Below are 15958 nucleotides of genomic sequence, written 5' to 3'. Positions count from 1 at the left end.
GATGGCTGCGGAAAGCGGTCTTTTGGATTCTGCCGCGCGAAAAGTTTCGGGCTCGCTTGCACCGAAGACTCCTGCGGGGATATGGGTTGTGTTCGCGTTCTGCGCTGCTGCGCCGACTCTATTTCCATCGGCTGCGGCCGGTCCGGCGATTTATTCGCCGTCCAGTCTGCCCTTGTCGCCGATTTCGGATTTCGTTTCGGGTTTTGCTTCGGTATCCTTGCCTTTGGTCTTGTAAGGCTTGGGTGCATTCTTCTTGCGGTTCTCCGCTTTCTGCCAGCGGTTCCAGCCTTTCTTGCCGGTTCCGCGGCCCGTGCCGCCCTTCTTGCTTGCCATGATTTGTTCGCCTCGCTTTCGCGTCCCTCGCCTCCCGCCGGACCGTTTGAGCGGTCTTTCCGATGCGCATGGACGTCTGTCGTTCTATCGTACGTTATGAAGAGGCTCCCGCACAAGCGGGATTCGAAATTTACAGCAAACAAACGGCGTCCGAAGCAAGAGAAGGAGCGTGCGCCAAGCGAACGTATTTCGCCTACGGAGCGGCCGGAAACAGCGCTTCATAAGCCGGACACGGGAGCTGCTCCAGGAAATCCGCCAGCGCTTTCGGACGATTGGCGTAGACGGCTGCCAGATCCAGTCCTTCGTACACATTGCCGATCACTTCGGGACGGCACAGTTCACAGATGAGCACATCGCCGTTGCCGTGCAGATGCAGCTGCTTTTTGCCGTCGACGCAGTTGGAGAAGTAGACGCCGGGTTCTTCCCGGAAACCCAGCTCGGTCATAAACCGGTCCATACAAGTCAGGTACAGCTCCGTATCGGGACGCCGGTTGGCAATCAGATCGTTCACCGAACGGACCAACGCTTCGCGCGAAGCGATCGCATTCCAGCCTTCGCGTTCGGCATGATCCATTACGATACTGTTCTGGATCTCGTGGATGCGCACGCCCAGATCATGTACTTTCCGGCTGATCGCCGGCATGTTGCTCTGGGTCGGCCCGAACAGCAGCGTCTCGAGTACCGTTTCCAACCCGTATTCGACGCAGGTTTCGATATTTTCGATCACTTTGTCGTAGACCCGCGGATCCATTCCGTAATAAGCGCCGAACGACTGCGCGTCGGTAAAGTTAAACGACAAATGGATATTGGACAATCCCGCTTCCTTCAGCCGCCGAATCCGCTCTTCGCTCAGCAGGCTGCCGTTCGTATTGAGCTGGGTAGCCAAGCCGTGCTGCGTACAATAGGCGACAATCTTCACGCAGTCTTCGAACCGGAGCGTCACTTCGCCGCCCGACAGCCGAACCCGCTTGAGCGTAGGGATCTCACGGATCAGCGCAATGACTTCCTCCGCCCCGATCTTCGATCCGTCATCGCGGCGGTACGCGCAGCAGTAGTCGCATTTGAAATTGCAGTTCGACGTCACGCCGACTTCCAATCCTTCCAGTTCGTAGATACCCGGCGTTTCCAGCTCGAGTGCTTTGTATTTATTTTCCGCCATCGCTGCTTTCGACCTCTTCCAAGCAAATTTTCTCCGCCCCTCGGGGCGCCGAGAATACTTCGCCATTATAACGAAGAGAAAGCCGGCCCCGTTATGACAAAGCTAACGGTCCGGCTCGCTGCGTATGAAGATCCAAGTCCTGTCTGTCCGTTCAAAAAACCTCAAAGTAACGCAGCTTCCCTCTTCTTCGTCAGGTGGCTTCGCGGGATTCGGCCGTTCCGTCCGCCGCATCCAGAGCGACCCGGTTGCGCCCGAGCTTTTTGGCCCGGTAGAGAGCCTGATCCGCACGTCGCATCAAGATCTGCATATCCGACGCTCCGCTGCCGGACGAAGGCCGCATATGCGAAGCGCCGAAGCTCGACGTCACGTGAATCAGCCGACCTTCCATAGGGATCTCCAGCATCTCGATCCCGGCTCGGATCCGCTCCGCGCAGAGTGCGGCTTCGTCCGGGCCCGTGTCCGGCAGACAAAGTACGAACTCGTCCCCGCCGTAGCGTCCGGCAATTCCCTGTTCGCCCAGAACCGCGCGGATGACGTTCGCCACTTCGCCAAGCACCCGGTCTCCCGCCTCGTGCCCGAAGGTATCATTCACTTTCTTGAAATGATCGACGTCGAACATCACGACCGAGACACCCGCACCGTGCGCGGGCGCCCTGCCGATTACACATTCGGAACGTTCGATCAGCGTGCTTTTGTTGAACAAGCCCGTCAGACCGTCCGTGCTCGCCAGGCGCTTGAGTTCTTGTTCCATGGCGATCCTTTCCGTAATGTCGACAAAGGTCACGATACTGCCCGATCGGCAGCCTGAGCGCCCCCGAATCGGAGAAAAGCGGACATGTACATAGACCGGCGCCTCGGCTCCGGATTCCAGCAGCAGATCGCTCTCCCGGCCGGCCCGGATACACGCGGCAATCTCCGGACGGCTCTCCAGCACTTCATGCGCGAACCGGCCGATACTGCGCCGGGCGAGTTCGGGCACGAACGGCAGCATCGCCCGGTTGTAGTCGACGACCATATCCTGCTCGTTGAGCACCAACACCCCGTCGCCCATACTCTCGAACACGATATCCCGGGCGATCGGGGCCACGTTGAACATACGGAAGCGGAACACGGCCATACTGTGAAAAATAAACGAAACGCTGATAAACACAGGACCCAGATCAATCCCGTACGGACTCAGCCCGGCCAGATAGTAGAGGTTGCCGGCGACAGGCACCAGCACCCCGGCCGCCATGGCCAGCATCTGCATCCGGAACCGGTGGCGGGCCTTGCGGATCTGCAGCAGCAAAACGGTGATCGAAAAAGCCAGACAGCCGTAGAGAAACAGCGTATGCACGACATACCAGGGACCGGCCGTCAGCTTGACGATCGGGAAATCCAGGTTCGGCTGGAGCCCGATCGAAGCGTAATACAGATGATGCCAGTCGTTTGTATGCTGAAGTACGAAGGTGATCGCGGGGATCACGAACAAAGCCCGCCTTTTCCACGGACCCGGTACAATACCCGCATATTCCAGACACATCAGCAGAGTAAAGACAGGCAGGAACGGCAGAGAGAAATATTCGATCCCGATCCAGAACTTGATCTGCTCAAGATCCGCACTCGTGAGTTCAAAAGCATATCCATAGGCCAGAAGAGATGCCATCAGCGCCGCCAGAACATAATACCGGCCTCCCGGTGCATTGCGGAAACGAAGCAGCGCATAAACCGCAAGAAAAAGGCTCAGCGTTCCTCCCATCAGAATGACCGACACGTATACGAGCAACTGCTGCGCCATTTTCATCCGCTCCATTTAGATTAATATCAAACACGAAAAGGCACCTATGCGCACACAAGTGCTTGCTCTATCTCTTACCCACATTTTCTCTAGTATATAGCAGTTTAGCTTCCGGTTCCCAAACAATAATTAGGTATCGGGAATCATTCGGGATACGAGGCATCCGGGAAATCCGGCATCAAAAAAGCGCTCCGCGGCAGACGCGGAGCGCTTTTTCAGGACTATCGGTCCCCTTTCACCTCGTGGATCGCCCGTTCCAGCGCCGCCGCCACTTTGTCGCTCCAGGCATCGAATTCCGGGTCTTCCTGCTGCGTATCGGCATGCGCCAGCATATATTCCACCGCTTCGCGCAGTCCCTGATCCGCCCGTGTCGTCGCGACAAATTCCGGTACGAGGCGCTTGAGCTTCGAGTTGTCGAAGACAACCGTGTTGGCTTTGTCGCCGAGCAGGCTGCCTCGATAGTCTTCGCCGCTGCAGGCGTCCAGGAACTCGGACGGTACATGCAGCAGATTCGGTTTCACGCCAAGCGCAGAGGCTACAATGTCGTGGATCTGGTTCCAGGTGACCGATTCGTCCGATGTGATATGCACCGCGTCGCCGATCGCATGGATATTGCCCATCAGCCCGACGAAACCTTTGGCAAAGTCCCGGCTGTGGGTGACGATCCAGAGCGACGTCCCGTCTCCGTGTACCAGGACCGGCTTGCCTTCCTGCATACGCCGCAGCACCTGCCACGGACCTTGGGCCCCATGTACGCCTACCGGTACGGAGCGTTCGCTGTACGTATGGCTCGGACGCACGATCGTCACCGGGAAGCCTTCTTCGCGGTACTGCTTCATCAGATACTCTTCGCAGGCAATCTTGTTGCGCGAGTATTCCCAGTACGGATTCGCAAGCGGCGTGCTCTCCGTAATCCGGTAATCCGCCGGCGGGGACTGGTAGGCGGACGCCGAGCTGATAAACAGGTACTGCTTCGTCTTGCCTTTGAACAGCCGGTAATCGCGCTCGACCTGCTCCGGCACGAAAGCGATAAACTGCGCGACCGCGTCAAATTCCAGATCGGCAATCAGCTCCGCCACTTTCGCTTCGTCGTTGATGTCGCCCTGCAGCAGATGCGCCCCTTCCGGCAGCTCCGCGTTGCGATTGCCCCGGTTGAGCAAATAAAGTTCATGCCCCTGCGCAAGCAGCAGCTTCGTAATCTCCCTACTGATCGTACCCGTTCCTCCGATAAATAGCGCTTTCATAAGTTCGCCTCCATTTGGAATCAAGATGGACCTGCCCGTCTTTCCGCGCTTTACGGCCTCTAGGATAGCATGCCCGAAAAGGGAATACAAATTTCCTCGCGCCCGTGTTTCAACCGAAAAAAAATTCTTTAAAAATAAACGGAAGTCCAATATACGGAAAAGGAGACACATCTATGAAAAAGCCGCTTCGCCCTCTTCTTCTCTCCATGCTCTGTCTGTTTCTGCTGGCCCTTCCCGCTGCCGCTCTCGGCGCTCCCGCCCCAACTACCCAGACTCCGGCCGCCGACCTGCGTACCACCATGGCCAAAGTCCACGGGGAACACGCCTACTACACGATTATCGCCATGCAAAAAAGATTCGATCAGGCACCGGACGCCGCCGAAGCGACGAACGTACTGAACGCCAATTCCAATACGATGGTCATGATGATCTCGGATCTCTACGGCAAAAGCGCCGCCCAAACGTTCCGCACCGGCTGGGATAACCATATTGCCCTGCTGATGAATTACGTCGACGCAACCAAGTCCAAAAACAACGAGGCGCGCAAGCAGGCAACAGCGGGGCTGAAGCAAAACGCCGCTTCCATGGCCATGGTGCTGAGCAACCTCAATCCGCATCTCGACCGCAAAACGCTGGAACAAAACCTGCTGGTGCATGAACAATACCTGCTTCAGTCGTTCGACGGCTACGCCGCGGGCAAGTATGGAACCGCCTACACGGCCGCGCATAACGCCTATGCCCGGACTTCGACGATTGGCGCCATGATGGCGACCGCCGTCGTCAAGCAGTTCCCGGCCAAGTTCGACGGAACGTCGACCCAGACGGACGCCGCTGATCTGCGCCAGCAGATGGGACAAGGGCTCGGGGAGCACGCGATCCTGTCGATCCTGGTGCTTCAGAAAGCCCATGACAAAGCGCCGGATTACGCTAACGCCAAAGCCGCGCTGGACAAAAACACGGCTGCGCTGACTGCCGTCCACCGCAGCCTGTTCGGGGCCGGAGCCTCCAAAACGTTCAACCAGCAGTGGAACCGCCATATCAAAGATTACCAGCTCTATCTGGCAGCTACACTTGCCGGCAATGAAGCGGGCCGCAAAGCCGCCAAAGCCGACCTGGGCGATTTCGTCGCCAAGATCACCGCGTTCCAGGTGAACCGCCTGCCGCTGGACAAGACGATGACGTACCAGGCCAACGCCATGCACGGCGCTCATGTCATCACGGCAATCGATTCGTATCACAACGCCAACTATGCCAAGACTTATCAGGCGCTGCGTATCGGCTACAATCATATGTGGATGACAGGCAACGATCTGTCGGAAGCGGTCGTGAAGAAGATGCCGGGGAAATTCTAGGTAGGAGACAAAGGCCAGGGGAGCTTCGGGAAGGTTCTGTTTCGATCGCTTGTTGAAACCGGGAAGCCTGGATGAGGTTGAAGAGGGGGCTTCCCGGTTTCAAAGGCGAACGCTGACGCTTCTACACAGAACTTCCCTGCGCTCTTTGCGCCTTTTCTAAAAGGGTAGGGGGAAAAAGATAAAAGGACCGGCTCCAAGAGCCGGTCCTCAACGTGTCGAGAAAGTCTGATTCCGAGAGAAGCGAGGAGGCGGAGCGAGAAATTCAGTAAAGGAACGATAGTGTTCGCCTTTGTGGTGCAAGTTCATCCAAAAATCAGGATATGAACTTGCACCGTTAATCGGGAAAATTCCATTAAAATTTGATCGTTTTTCCTGATTTCAACACGCGACCGAAACGAATTTCTCCCGCAGCCGACAAGCTTTTCACACGAATGGGACTTTCTCGACAGCCTAAGGACCGGCTCCAAAAGCCGGTCCTTTTTCATGTCGTTTCCTATAGTGAATATTAACTTACTGAGCGACGGCCCGGAAATACTGGTACACTTTCTCCAGCTTCTGCTTCTGCTTGCCCTGGGGTTTTTCCATGCCGCCGAATTCGAAGAACTTCACTTTTTTGATGCCGACGTAGCCGAACAGCGCTCTGCGCATCAGAACCTGGTGGGCATTGCCCATCACCAGGCGCAAGTAGCCTGTCGGGCCTTTCATGACGGAGATGCAGACGGCCGTTTTGCCTTTCAGCAGTCCTTCCGGCATCAGGCCGCCTTTGTCGAGATAGGCAAACTTCGAAGCGAACATCCGGTCGATAAAGCCCATCATCATCGCCGGAGGACGGCCCCACCAGATCGGGTAGATCAGCACGATCTTGTCCGCCCAGATCAGCAGTTCGCGATGCCGCGCCAGCTCGGGATCCAGGTGCATATCGCGTCTTCGTTTATCTTCGTTGAAGACCAGCACCGGGTTGAATCCTTCTTCGTAGAGGTCAAGCACGCGCACTTCCTGCACCTCTTGATTCTCTCCTCCGCCGCGAAGCACCTCCTGCATAAACGAATAACTCAGACTCTTGTGGTTGGGATGGGCGTAGACCAGAAGCATGTTCATCGAATTCCCTCTTTTCGTTATCATTTGATAACCAAAAGGTATCATATCGAACATATAGTTGTCAAATGATAATTGTTTAAATACAACTTTTTTGTTATGTTGGACAAAAGAGGTGAGAGTATGGATCACAGCGCTTTATTTCAAAAAGTCGTCTCGTTCGCATCCGCCGTGCACGAAGTGACGCACGAGATGACACGGGGCGTAAAAGACGAAGATATCACGCACGTCCAATACAAAATTCTGGAGTATATGATGTTCGTACAGCCCGTGACCCCAAGCGAAATCGCGGACTGCGTCAATCTGTCACTGCCCAATACGAGCCGGGAACTGCGCAAGCTGCTTGAGAAAGGCTTGTGCGAAAAAGGAGTGGACGAAGCCGACCGCCGGCGTCAGATGTTCCGTTTGTCCGAAGAAGGGCAGGCCTTGATGGGCCGCATATTCGGACAGGAACAGATGCGGTTCGAGCAGCGGATTGCGGGCCTATCGGCAGCGGAGCTGACAGAGATTGAACAGGCGCTGGAGCTGCTGCGCAAAAGAGTTTTTAAATAAACACAAAAAAAGACGTGACCGTGCGAAGCTTATCCCGCTTCGTATGGTCACGCCTTTTTGATGGGTATCCGGCTATCCGTGATCGGAAGCTTTTCAATTTCAGCCTGCGGTTTCGACCAGCACTGCTGCCAGCTTCCGCAGCGTATCTTCGGTCTCGGCATCGTTCAAAGTTCCATCCGCCGCAAACTTTTTTGTGATAAACGGAATACAAAGCCCGGCTCCTTCCGGGATGACGGCGCTCATCATCCCGAGCGTCCCGACCAGTGAATCGAGTGCCGCAGAGCCGCCCTGCGGATGGGGAGAAGCTCCGATCGCCGCAGTCGGCTTACCGACAAATTCGCCTGAAGAAACGACCCAGTCGAGCGCATTTTTCAATGAACCGGGAACCCCGCGTGCATATTCCGGTGTACAGATCACGATAGCGTTCGCCCAAGCGAGGTGCGCTCTCCACTGTCCGACTTCTCCGTGTACCGGAAGACCACTGTCGTCCAGATCGGGATTGAAATGCGGCAGATCCGAAAGCTTGCTATACGTTTCATACTCCACATGCGGCGGCAGCAAATGTTGCAAAGCCGACAGAATCCTCGAATTGGCTGATTGTGCGCGAAGGCTCCCCGAAATACCCAGGATCTTTATGGATTTCTGTTCGCTTTGCCCTTTACCGTTCACTCAAGTACTCCTCCAGCCGGTCCCAAGTCTCGCGGATTCCGTGTTCCATGCCCATCTCGACAACCGTCTTCAGCGACTCTTCCGAATCGTACAGGGTACGGGAGACCAGCTTCGTTCCGCCTTCGAACTCTTCGAAGACCAGCGTGGTATCGGACGGAGGCAGGTCTTCATTGATGCTGCCTTCGGCATCGGAGAAATAATCGGTATAGACGAATGAGTGCGGCGCATCGATCTCCCGGTAAATCCCTTTGCCCCAGGAGTCCATCCCGAAAAAGTCGCCTTGATTCTTGTCTTGGCACGTCATGCAGTAATGCCAGACGCCTTCCGGCCGGAAATCGAGCGTACAGGCGGTGAGTGCCCAACCCCGGGGTCCCCACCAATGCTTCAGGTGTTCACATTGGGTGAACGCCGCAAATACTTTGTCCCGCGGCGCCTGGAATACCCGTTCCATCACAAATTCCCGACCTTCGATTCTTACGATCATGCCGTCTGTCATGTCGATTCCCTCCCTGAAATGCCTGATTTGGATGAATCTTCGAATGTTCGGTGTCCACCGTGCCCCGGTCAATCCGGCATATTCCGCAGGTACTCGTCCAAGCGGTCGAAGCGGTCGCTCCACAGCTCGCGGTAGCCTGCCAGCCAATCTTCCATTTCCCGAAAAGGCTCCGGCCGCAGCCGGTAATGCCTCCGGTTCGCCTCCGCCTGAACCTCCACCACGCCCGCCTGTTGAAGAACTTTGAGATGTTTGGAAGCCTGCGGTTGGCGCAGTTCCAAACGATCCGCAATCTCGCCTACGCTGAGCGGTCCTTCGCGCAGCAGCGCCACGATCCGCATACGGCTCGGTTCCGCCAATGCACTGAACAGCTCTGTATGTCCTTCGTCCATATCGTTTCTGCGCAGACCGGAATCGGCCTTTCTTCCGCCCTCTTCCGTTCTGCGCAAGATCACCTCTTTCAATGGTCCGTCTTGTTCTGATCCCAATATAACCCAGTTGAATATTCCTGTAAAGGAATATTCGAAAAAATACATCGCAGGCCTGATCGAAAAACCGCAGAAAAAAGCCCGCACCGGAAGGTGCGGGCTCAACGTGTCGAGAAAGTCTGATTCTGAGAGAAGCGAGGAGAAGGAGGGAGAAATTCAGTGAAGGAACGATAGTGTTCGCCTTTGAAATTGGGAAAATTCCGCTAAAATCCAATCCTTTTTCTCGATTTCAACACGCGACCGGAACGAATTTTTCCCGCAGCCGACGAGCTTCTACAACGAATAGGACTTTCACGACAGCCTGAGCCCGCACCGGAAGGTGCGGGCTTGGAAGGAATCAGCCGCCTGAGAAGAAACGGCGGCCTCCTTCTTTATTCTGCGGGTTGTCCCGCCGCTTCCCAAGCCGCGATCTCTTCGCGGACGATCGGAGCAACCTTGGTGCCGAGCAGCTCGACCGAACGCAGGACATCGTCGTGGCTGCCCATCGTACCGACCGGCGTATGCAGCATGAAGCGGGTGATCCCGACCTTTTTGCGCAGGTCGATAATCTTCTTCGCTACGGTCTCCGGGCTGCCTACATACAGCGCCCCTTCCGGTCCGCGCAGAGCATCGTAACCTTGGCGGGTATAAGGAGCCCAACCGCGCTCTTTGCCGAGCACGGTCATCGCGTAGCGCATCGACGGATAGAATTTGTCCGCCGCTTCGTCGTCGGTCTCGCCGACGAACCCGTGCGAATGCGAAGCGACCGGCAGCAGGGACGCATCGTGTCCGCTGTGCTGGGCCGCACGCTTGTACAGGTCGACAAGCGGCGCGAACTGGGCCGGACGTCCGCCGATAATCGCAAGCACCAGCGGCAGGTTCAAGAGGCCGGCGCGAACGACGGACTCCTGATTGCCGCCGCTGCCGATCCAGATCGGCAGTTTCTCCTGCACCGGACGCGGATAAACGCCCCGGTTCTTGATCGCCGGCCGGTGTCCGCCTTTCCAGTCGACAATCTCCGATTCCTGAATCTTGAGCAGCAGTTCCAGCTTCTCGTCGAACAGATCGTCGTAATCGTTCAGATCGTAACCGAACAGCGGGAACGACTCGATAAACGATCCCCGGCCCGCCATGATCTCGGCGCGGCCGTTGGAGATCGCATCCACGGTCGAGAAGTCCTGGAACACGCGTACCGGATCGGCCGACGACAGCACCGTTACCGCGCTGGTTAGGCGGATCTTCTCGGTCCGGGCGGCTGCAGCGGCCAGAATGACCGCAGGCGCGGAAGCCGCGTAATCGATCCGGTGATGCTCGCCCACGCCGAACACGTCGAGGCCGACTTTGTCCGCAAGCACGATTTCTTCCACCACTTGGCGAATACGCTCCGCGTGACTGATCGTAGGTCCGGTGCCGTCCGCAGGGGTTGTTTCCACAAATGTACTGATGCCGATTTCCATGATTGAATCTCCTTTTCGATAAGCCGACTATTTGAGCAGGGTCAGTTATATTTATTAAAGTAAGTTACTATAATTATTTTATATACTCATTATCGGCTTTTTCGTCGGAGATTTCAAGTCTTGTTTTGAAAAAGGAATCGAAATTAAGAAAATAGGGACGAGACCGTCGTGAAAAAGAGAATCAAAATAAGACCTGCAATCATAAAAGCGGCACCTGCCGCCAGATTGGCTGCCTTCTCCCGCGAACCGTCGGCGCTTCGTTCTCCGTGTTCATTTTTTCGATAAGGCTCAACCGCGGGCAGCGTTCCCTTTTTCAGATAGAAAGCACCCAATCCCATCAAAGCGATGCCGGTCAACAGGACTAGAAACGAATAAATCGGCATACTCCCCACTCCTTTTCCAGTTGATACTTATTATGTAACCCGAAATCTCCTTCTCTTTATACTAAATTTATTTATGCGAAATATATGTTCCATCATCGCTTGAGTAGGAAATACAAAAAGCCGCCCTCCACATTGAGGTACGGCTTACTTTTTTGTTCTACTGGCTTTTGGAATTCCGGAAATAAAGGGTATTTAAATTTGCGACTATCCGTTCACGATTTCCAACAGTTTCTCATAGCTGTTGACTACATCGTACTTCAATTCCGCCGTATCCAGACTGGCAAAGTGCCTGCGTGCGCATTCGATTTTCGCATTCTCCACACCCCGCAGATCCATAGAACTCATGGAACCCTTTGTCTCCGCTACGAAATAGATATGCTTTACGCTGCCTTCCTTAAATACGATCGCCCAGTCGGGGTTGTACTTGCCGACCGGCGTCGGAATATGGAAACCGCGTGGCAGTTTGGCATAGACAAGCACTTCGTTATGCGCATCCAACTCCTTCGCGAACTTTTGCTCGATACGCGAATCGGTTAAAAGGTAGTCGTAAATGTGCTTGTCCATCTCAAATGCGTTTTCTCCCAATTTGCCATTCAGGTTGTTGGCCGTGAAAATGGCGCTGTCGAACGTCTCGTTAATCGCATCGTACGTAATCGACTGGATAACCGCCGCCGCTTTCTCCTCGTTGATCAGTTTCCCCGCACGCAGAATAAACTCTTCCGGATTGGTGCGAAATTGGAGGAACGTCGCCTCTTTGATCCCCGACAAAATCGCAATAATCGTGCGGCGGGTCAGTTGCGTCTCGTCCATCAGTTTCCCGACCAGATCATATTTGATGGAATAGCTGACGACCGCCTTTTCCGTATGATTGCTTTTCTCCCGCAGCTCGAACGCTTCGCCCGCAAGTAGTTGTTCCTGAGACTTAATCTCCCCGAGCTCTCCGTAAGCGACGGTATAACGCAGATGAGGCACCCGAAGATCGGTCTCCAATTTACGAATACTGTTACGAATAAGCTCATTGGAGTCGAATTCCACGGTATAGATCGATTTACGGTTGATTTTGTTCCACAGTGCCTGAAATTCCTGTCTATTGAAGTTTTCATTCGTCTGTTGGATCGTGACGTTATTGTCCCGTTCATTGCTGGATATATCCGCTTGTCCCGAGCTATAGACAGATTGCAGCAGCTCTAATATGGACGTTCGATAAGGCTCAAGTTCCGGCGGCAGTTGTACGGTTCCCTGCTCGAACGCGGTTGTGTACGTATCCGTCAGGGCAAATTCAGGGTCCACGTAATCTGCCTTAATTAGCGCAAACAGCAGCTTCTTGGCTTGAGCATCATCCAGTTGGAGCTTGCCGCCCTGTCCATCCGTCAACATCCGGCCTAGGAAGAACGCATGATCGGCTTTTTTCGGACGATCCTTGAGCGTGTCGGCGATCTCGCGCTGCAGTTCTTTGGCAAAAAGCTCATACGATTCACTTGCGATCACGGTGAGCCTATTGATCTTATGCACGTCCTCATCCAGAAAATCCGCATCGATTCGCTCGCCGTTCTGGTTCACACATAGACGCAGACCCCGTCCGACCTCTTGTCTTTTTTTCATCGTTGAATCGCTATGCTTCAATGTGCAGATCTGGAAGACGTTCGGATTGTCCCAACCTTCCTTGAGCGCCGAATGAGAGAAAATAAAGCGTGTCGGCTCGTCAAAACTGAGCAGGCGTTCTTTTTGCTTCATGATCAGATCGTAAGCATCGACGTCGTCTGAACCCGATTCAGCATTACGCCCAGTCACTTTGGGATCGACGAAGCGTTTGCTTTTTTTATCGATAGAGAAATAGCCTTTATGCGTCTGGGCGGCTTCAATTCCGTTCAAATAGTGTACATAGGGATCGTCGGCAAACAGCGAAAGTTGCTCGTTCAACAAAATCGTATATTCTTCCTCAAACATCTCGGCATAGATTCCGCGCAATTCTTCGTTATTCTCGCCGTACTGCCTGTACTTCGCGACTTCGTCGATAAAGAACAAGGATAGCACTTTGATGCCTTTTTGGAACAACGAACGCTCCTTCTTAAAATGCGATTGGATCGTCTCGCGAATCTGAATTCGGCGGAAATGGAGTTCGTTGACATCCCCCCATACTTCCCCCGCTCGAAGAGGCTTAATCGAATTCGTAAACGTGACTGTATTATTCTGGCCGTTAATTTGAGCGACTCTGCAGCCCCGATACTGTTCCATTCGTCCGGAGTGATCGTAAAGACTATAGCCTTCGTTAACGACATGCGTGCTCCGCTTGACTCCCGATCCGCTGATGCTTTCGAATTCCAGACGGGCGACCGGAGGTTTTTTGGCGCTGATTTCGATCGACTGCAAGTAAAGGTAGCCTTCGGTACCGACATTGCCCGTAACCGAGATCCCTTTGACGTTAATCTTTTTGACCAACTTCATGTTATAAGCATCCAACGCATCAAGGCGATAGACTTTGTTGTAGTCTTCCTTATGCGTGGCCGAATAGCGCAGCGTAAAAAGCGGCTTGAACGCCTGCAGCGATTCCTTGGTCTTGGCTCCCTCCACGGACTGCGGCTCGTCAATGATCATGATCGGATTCGTGCTAGCGATTACGTCGATCGGGCGGCGAGAAGCGAAGTCGTCCAGCTCCATATAGATGCGCCGCGCATCCTGGCCGCGGGCCGCAAACGCCTGCGAATTGATAATCATCACATTGATGCCGCCGTCCGCCGCGAACTGATCCACTTTATTAAGATCCTTGGAATTATAAACAAAATGACGAGTCTTGATACCATATTCGGCCATAAAATGCTCTTCCATCATCTGAAAACTCTTCAGCACGCCTTCGCGGATCGCAATAGAAGGCACGACGACAATGAATTTGCTCCATCCATACGCTTTGTGCAGCTCGAACATCGTACGGATATACGTGTAGGTCTTGCCCGTACCGGTCTCCATCTCGACGGTCAGATTGTAGCGACCGGCGAGTTTGTCGGAGACCGGAAGACCGTTCAGGCGCTGAAGCGATTGGATATTGGAAAAGACGTCGTTGTCCGGAATCCGGATCGTATTATTTTTGAATCCATATTCGGCATCCATGACGGCGGTCCCGACACGTTGCTGATAGAGGTCGCCCGCATACTCCACCGTTTGACGGCGGCCTTTGTCCAGCGTGAAGCGGGAAGCCTCGTTGGGCTGACCAGCAAACACGTCGACGATCCGCTGCACGGCATCAAGTTGGAACTGTTGGTGTTTGAATTTGATTTTCATCTTCGCATCTCCCTTCTACAAGACCTGAATGTCGGTAATCGGGGAGAGCAGTTTGAACATTTCTTCCACGTTGATACGAGCCGAGTCGTCGGCAAATGAAGCATCCCGGCATACAAAGCGGAGCGGCTTGTCCTCTTCCGCGATTCGACGAAGAAGCAATCCCGGGATATCTGCGTCAAAGCAGGCGATCAGCGAGTTGCCAGCCACATAATGCACGGTGCAGCCGTCGACCCGCTTCGCTTCCATCGGCAGCGAGAGCGAGAGTCCTTTTTCCAACATGACCTGGATCAGCAGGTCTTCGCTGGTACGGTCTTCTTTGATGTTGTCGGCGAGATCGAGGAGATCCACCTGCCCAAGCTTATCCGGCGTGTAGTAGATGTCTTTCATGTTGCTGGAATCGGTACGATAGACGCGGAATCCATAGTCGATATCGGCGCCGGTTTCGTTTTGGATCTTTTTGGCTGCCCGACGGATGCGTTCTTTGCCGATTTCACTTATATAGGTTTTTTTGCCAATAGAAGTAAGAAATTCTATGGTATTTTCTATTGTTTTTCTAGTAACAGGATCAACTTCAATTTTAGTTTGGTTAAGATCTTCAGGTATTTGAACCATAATAAATTTCCGATTCCCACCATCAAGAGCATTCAACTTCATCACCGCTTCAGCAGTTGTGGAAGAGCCCGAGAAGAAGTCTAATACTAAGGCGTTCTCATGCCTAATGGAGGCAAGAAGCTTCATAATTAATTTTGTGGGTTTAGGATAACTAGCTATACCTTGTACTCCAAAAAGAAGGCGTTGTTCTTCATCTGCATCTTCATTGGATCCCCATCCTGTATCAAATAAATTTTTAAGATTTATTTTCCAATCCTCTTGGATGGTTTTTTTTCTTCTCCCGCTCTAAAAAGTAAATCTTTTAATGCTTTATTTCTAGGTTCACTTACAATTCTTCTTAAGTAAAGATCTTGAGTTATATACAGCTCTTTTTTTTGTGCAAATTGTTTCATTAAGGTTTGGGAATACCTCCAATTACCTTCTATGATTAAATCTTTTGCTAATAAACCATCTTCAATAACAAGATCAGAATGCAAAAACATATTCATTGTCTTATCAGAAATCGTGCTGCCTTTTTCTAAGAAAAAATTTTTTTCCTTATATTTTGAAGAAATACCAGCTGTTATTTTTATCAATTCTCTCTTGTTATTTGCATTAATACAAGGATATGTTTCAGTTTCTTCGTTTATTTCCCCTACCAAGCCACAAAAGTCAGAATTGTCTTTACAATAAACAAGAATATATTCTTTGATGGTAGTTATATTTTTGGCAAGAAATGAACCTTTCTTTTTTTTCTCCCATACCAAAACTGAAATGAAGTTCTCAGATCCAAAAATTTCATCACTAATCTTTTTCATATTATCTATTTCTTTATCATCTATACTGATAAAAATCATTCCATCGTTTTGCAAAAGATTTCTTGAAACTTTTAGTCTTGAATACATCATAGTCAGCCAATCACTATGAAACCCTCCATTTGACTCTGGATTAACAAACAGCTTGTTCCCTTGTTCATCTATTTGTCCAGACTCCTCTAAGTATTCATTAATTGGTTTCGAAAATTTATCTTTGTGACGGATTGTAAAATGAAGTGCAACACCTCGAACTGAATACAAAAAGGGCTCATGGCCGGATTCGTGTAGAATAAAG

At 52.7% G+C, this 15958-nt stretch carries 15 protein-coding genes and 1 pseudogene; 2 read left to right on the top strand and 14 right to left on the bottom strand.

Going from position 1 to position 15958, the window contains the following annotated elements; translation table 11 throughout:
* Positions 1-150: 150 nt before the first annotated feature.
* The 4 genes from HRQ60_RS04985 to HRQ60_RS04970 form a co-directional block, all read right to left on the bottom strand.
* Positions 151-333, bottom strand: coding sequence for a DUF3934 family protein (locus HRQ60_RS04985; RefSeq protein WP_172194542.1), 183 nt, complete (start codon positions 331-333; stop codon positions 151-153).
* A gap of 193 nt (positions 334-526) precedes the next feature.
* Positions 527-1492 (bottom strand): radical SAM protein, encoded by a 966-nt coding sequence (locus tag HRQ60_RS04980; RefSeq protein WP_172194541.1) that lies wholly within the window; start codon positions 1490-1492, stop codon positions 527-529.
* A gap of 190 nt (positions 1493-1682) precedes the next feature.
* Positions 1683-3269, bottom strand: a complete 1587-nt coding sequence (locus HRQ60_RS04975; RefSeq protein WP_172194540.1) for a histidine kinase N-terminal 7TM domain-containing diguanylate cyclase — start codon at positions 3267-3269, stop codon at positions 1683-1685.
* Positions 3270-3490: 221 nt separating this feature from the next.
* On the bottom strand, positions 3491-4513 hold the full coding sequence (locus HRQ60_RS04970) for an SDR family oxidoreductase (RefSeq protein ID WP_172194539.1): 1023 nt from the start codon (positions 4511-4513) through the stop codon (positions 3491-3493).
* A gap of 173 nt (positions 4514-4686) precedes the next feature.
* Here HRQ60_RS04970 and HRQ60_RS04965 point away from each other — a divergent pair, with 173 nt between their 5' ends.
* Positions 4687-5865, top strand: a complete 1179-nt coding sequence (locus HRQ60_RS04965; RefSeq protein ID WP_172194538.1) for a hypothetical protein — start codon at positions 4687-4689, stop codon at positions 5863-5865.
* Positions 5866-6375: 510 nt separating this feature from the next.
* On the opposite strand, the gene HRQ60_RS04960 is transcribed toward HRQ60_RS04965, so the two are convergent.
* On the bottom strand, positions 6376-6963 hold the full coding sequence (locus tag HRQ60_RS04960; RefSeq protein WP_172194537.1) for an NAD(P)H-dependent oxidoreductase: 588 nt from the start codon (positions 6961-6963) through the stop codon (positions 6376-6378).
* A gap of 120 nt (positions 6964-7083) precedes the next feature.
* Between HRQ60_RS04960 and HRQ60_RS04955 the strand changes: the two genes are divergently transcribed.
* The gene (locus HRQ60_RS04955) at positions 7084-7512 is read left to right on the top strand and encodes a MarR family winged helix-turn-helix transcriptional regulator (protein WP_172194536.1); all 429 of its coding nucleotides are present in this window, start codon (positions 7084-7086) and stop codon (positions 7510-7512) included.
* Positions 7513-7611: 99 nt separating this feature from the next.
* Here HRQ60_RS04955 and HRQ60_RS04950 read toward each other — a convergent pair whose 3' ends face one another.
* The 9 genes and pseudogenes from HRQ60_RS04950 to HRQ60_RS04915 form a co-directional block, all read right to left on the bottom strand.
* Positions 7612-8181 carry an NADPH-dependent FMN reductase gene (locus HRQ60_RS04950; RefSeq protein ID WP_343044611.1) on the bottom strand — a complete coding sequence of 190 codons (570 nt, stop codon included), beginning with the start codon at positions 8179-8181 and terminating at the stop codon, positions 7612-7614.
* Positions 8171-8677 (bottom strand): SRPBCC domain-containing protein, encoded by a 507-nt coding sequence (locus HRQ60_RS04945; RefSeq protein ID WP_172194535.1) that lies wholly within the window; start codon positions 8675-8677, stop codon positions 8171-8173. The genes HRQ60_RS04950 and HRQ60_RS04945 overlap by 11 nt, the downstream gene beginning before the upstream one ends.
* Before the next feature lie 68 nt (positions 8678-8745).
* Positions 8746-9066, bottom strand: a complete 321-nt coding sequence (locus tag HRQ60_RS04940; protein ID WP_172194724.1) for an ArsR/SmtB family transcription factor — start codon at positions 9064-9066, stop codon at positions 8746-8748.
* A gap of 467 nt (positions 9067-9533) precedes the next feature.
* Positions 9534-10598: an LLM class flavin-dependent oxidoreductase gene (locus tag HRQ60_RS04935; RefSeq protein WP_172194534.1), complete on the bottom strand. Its 1065-nt coding sequence runs from the start codon at positions 10596-10598 to the stop codon at positions 9534-9536.
* Positions 10599-10741: 143 nt separating this feature from the next.
* Positions 10742-10981, bottom strand: coding sequence for a hypothetical protein (locus tag HRQ60_RS04930; RefSeq protein ID WP_172194533.1), 240 nt, complete (start codon positions 10979-10981; stop codon positions 10742-10744).
* Positions 10982-11185: 204 nt separating this feature from the next.
* Entirely contained in the window at positions 11186-14257 is a 3072-nt protein-coding gene (locus HRQ60_RS04925; protein WP_172194532.1) for a type III restriction-modification system endonuclease, read from the bottom strand.
* A 15-nt stretch (positions 14258-14272) separates the two neighbouring features.
* On the bottom strand, positions 14273-14905 hold the full coding sequence (locus HRQ60_RS04920) for a hypothetical protein (protein ID WP_246281128.1): 633 nt from the start codon (positions 14903-14905) through the stop codon (positions 14273-14275).
* A 12-nt stretch (positions 14906-14917) separates the two neighbouring features.
* Positions 14918-15115: pseudogene (locus tag HRQ60_RS23575) on the bottom strand (DNA methyltransferase); the annotation flags it as partial.
* Positions 15112-15958 (bottom strand): DNA methyltransferase (locus HRQ60_RS04915; RefSeq protein WP_172194531.1); only part of this gene is annotated, 847 nt, incomplete at its 5' end. The gene HRQ60_RS04915 and the pseudogene HRQ60_RS23575, both read right to left, overlap by 4 nt.

The organism is Saccharibacillus qingshengii (assembly GCF_013185195.1).
In the GTDB taxonomy this organism is placed as follows: Bacteria; Bacillota; Bacilli; order Paenibacillales; family Paenibacillaceae; genus Saccharibacillus; species Saccharibacillus qingshengii.
This window is presented reverse-complemented; position numbering and strand designations above follow the sequence as displayed.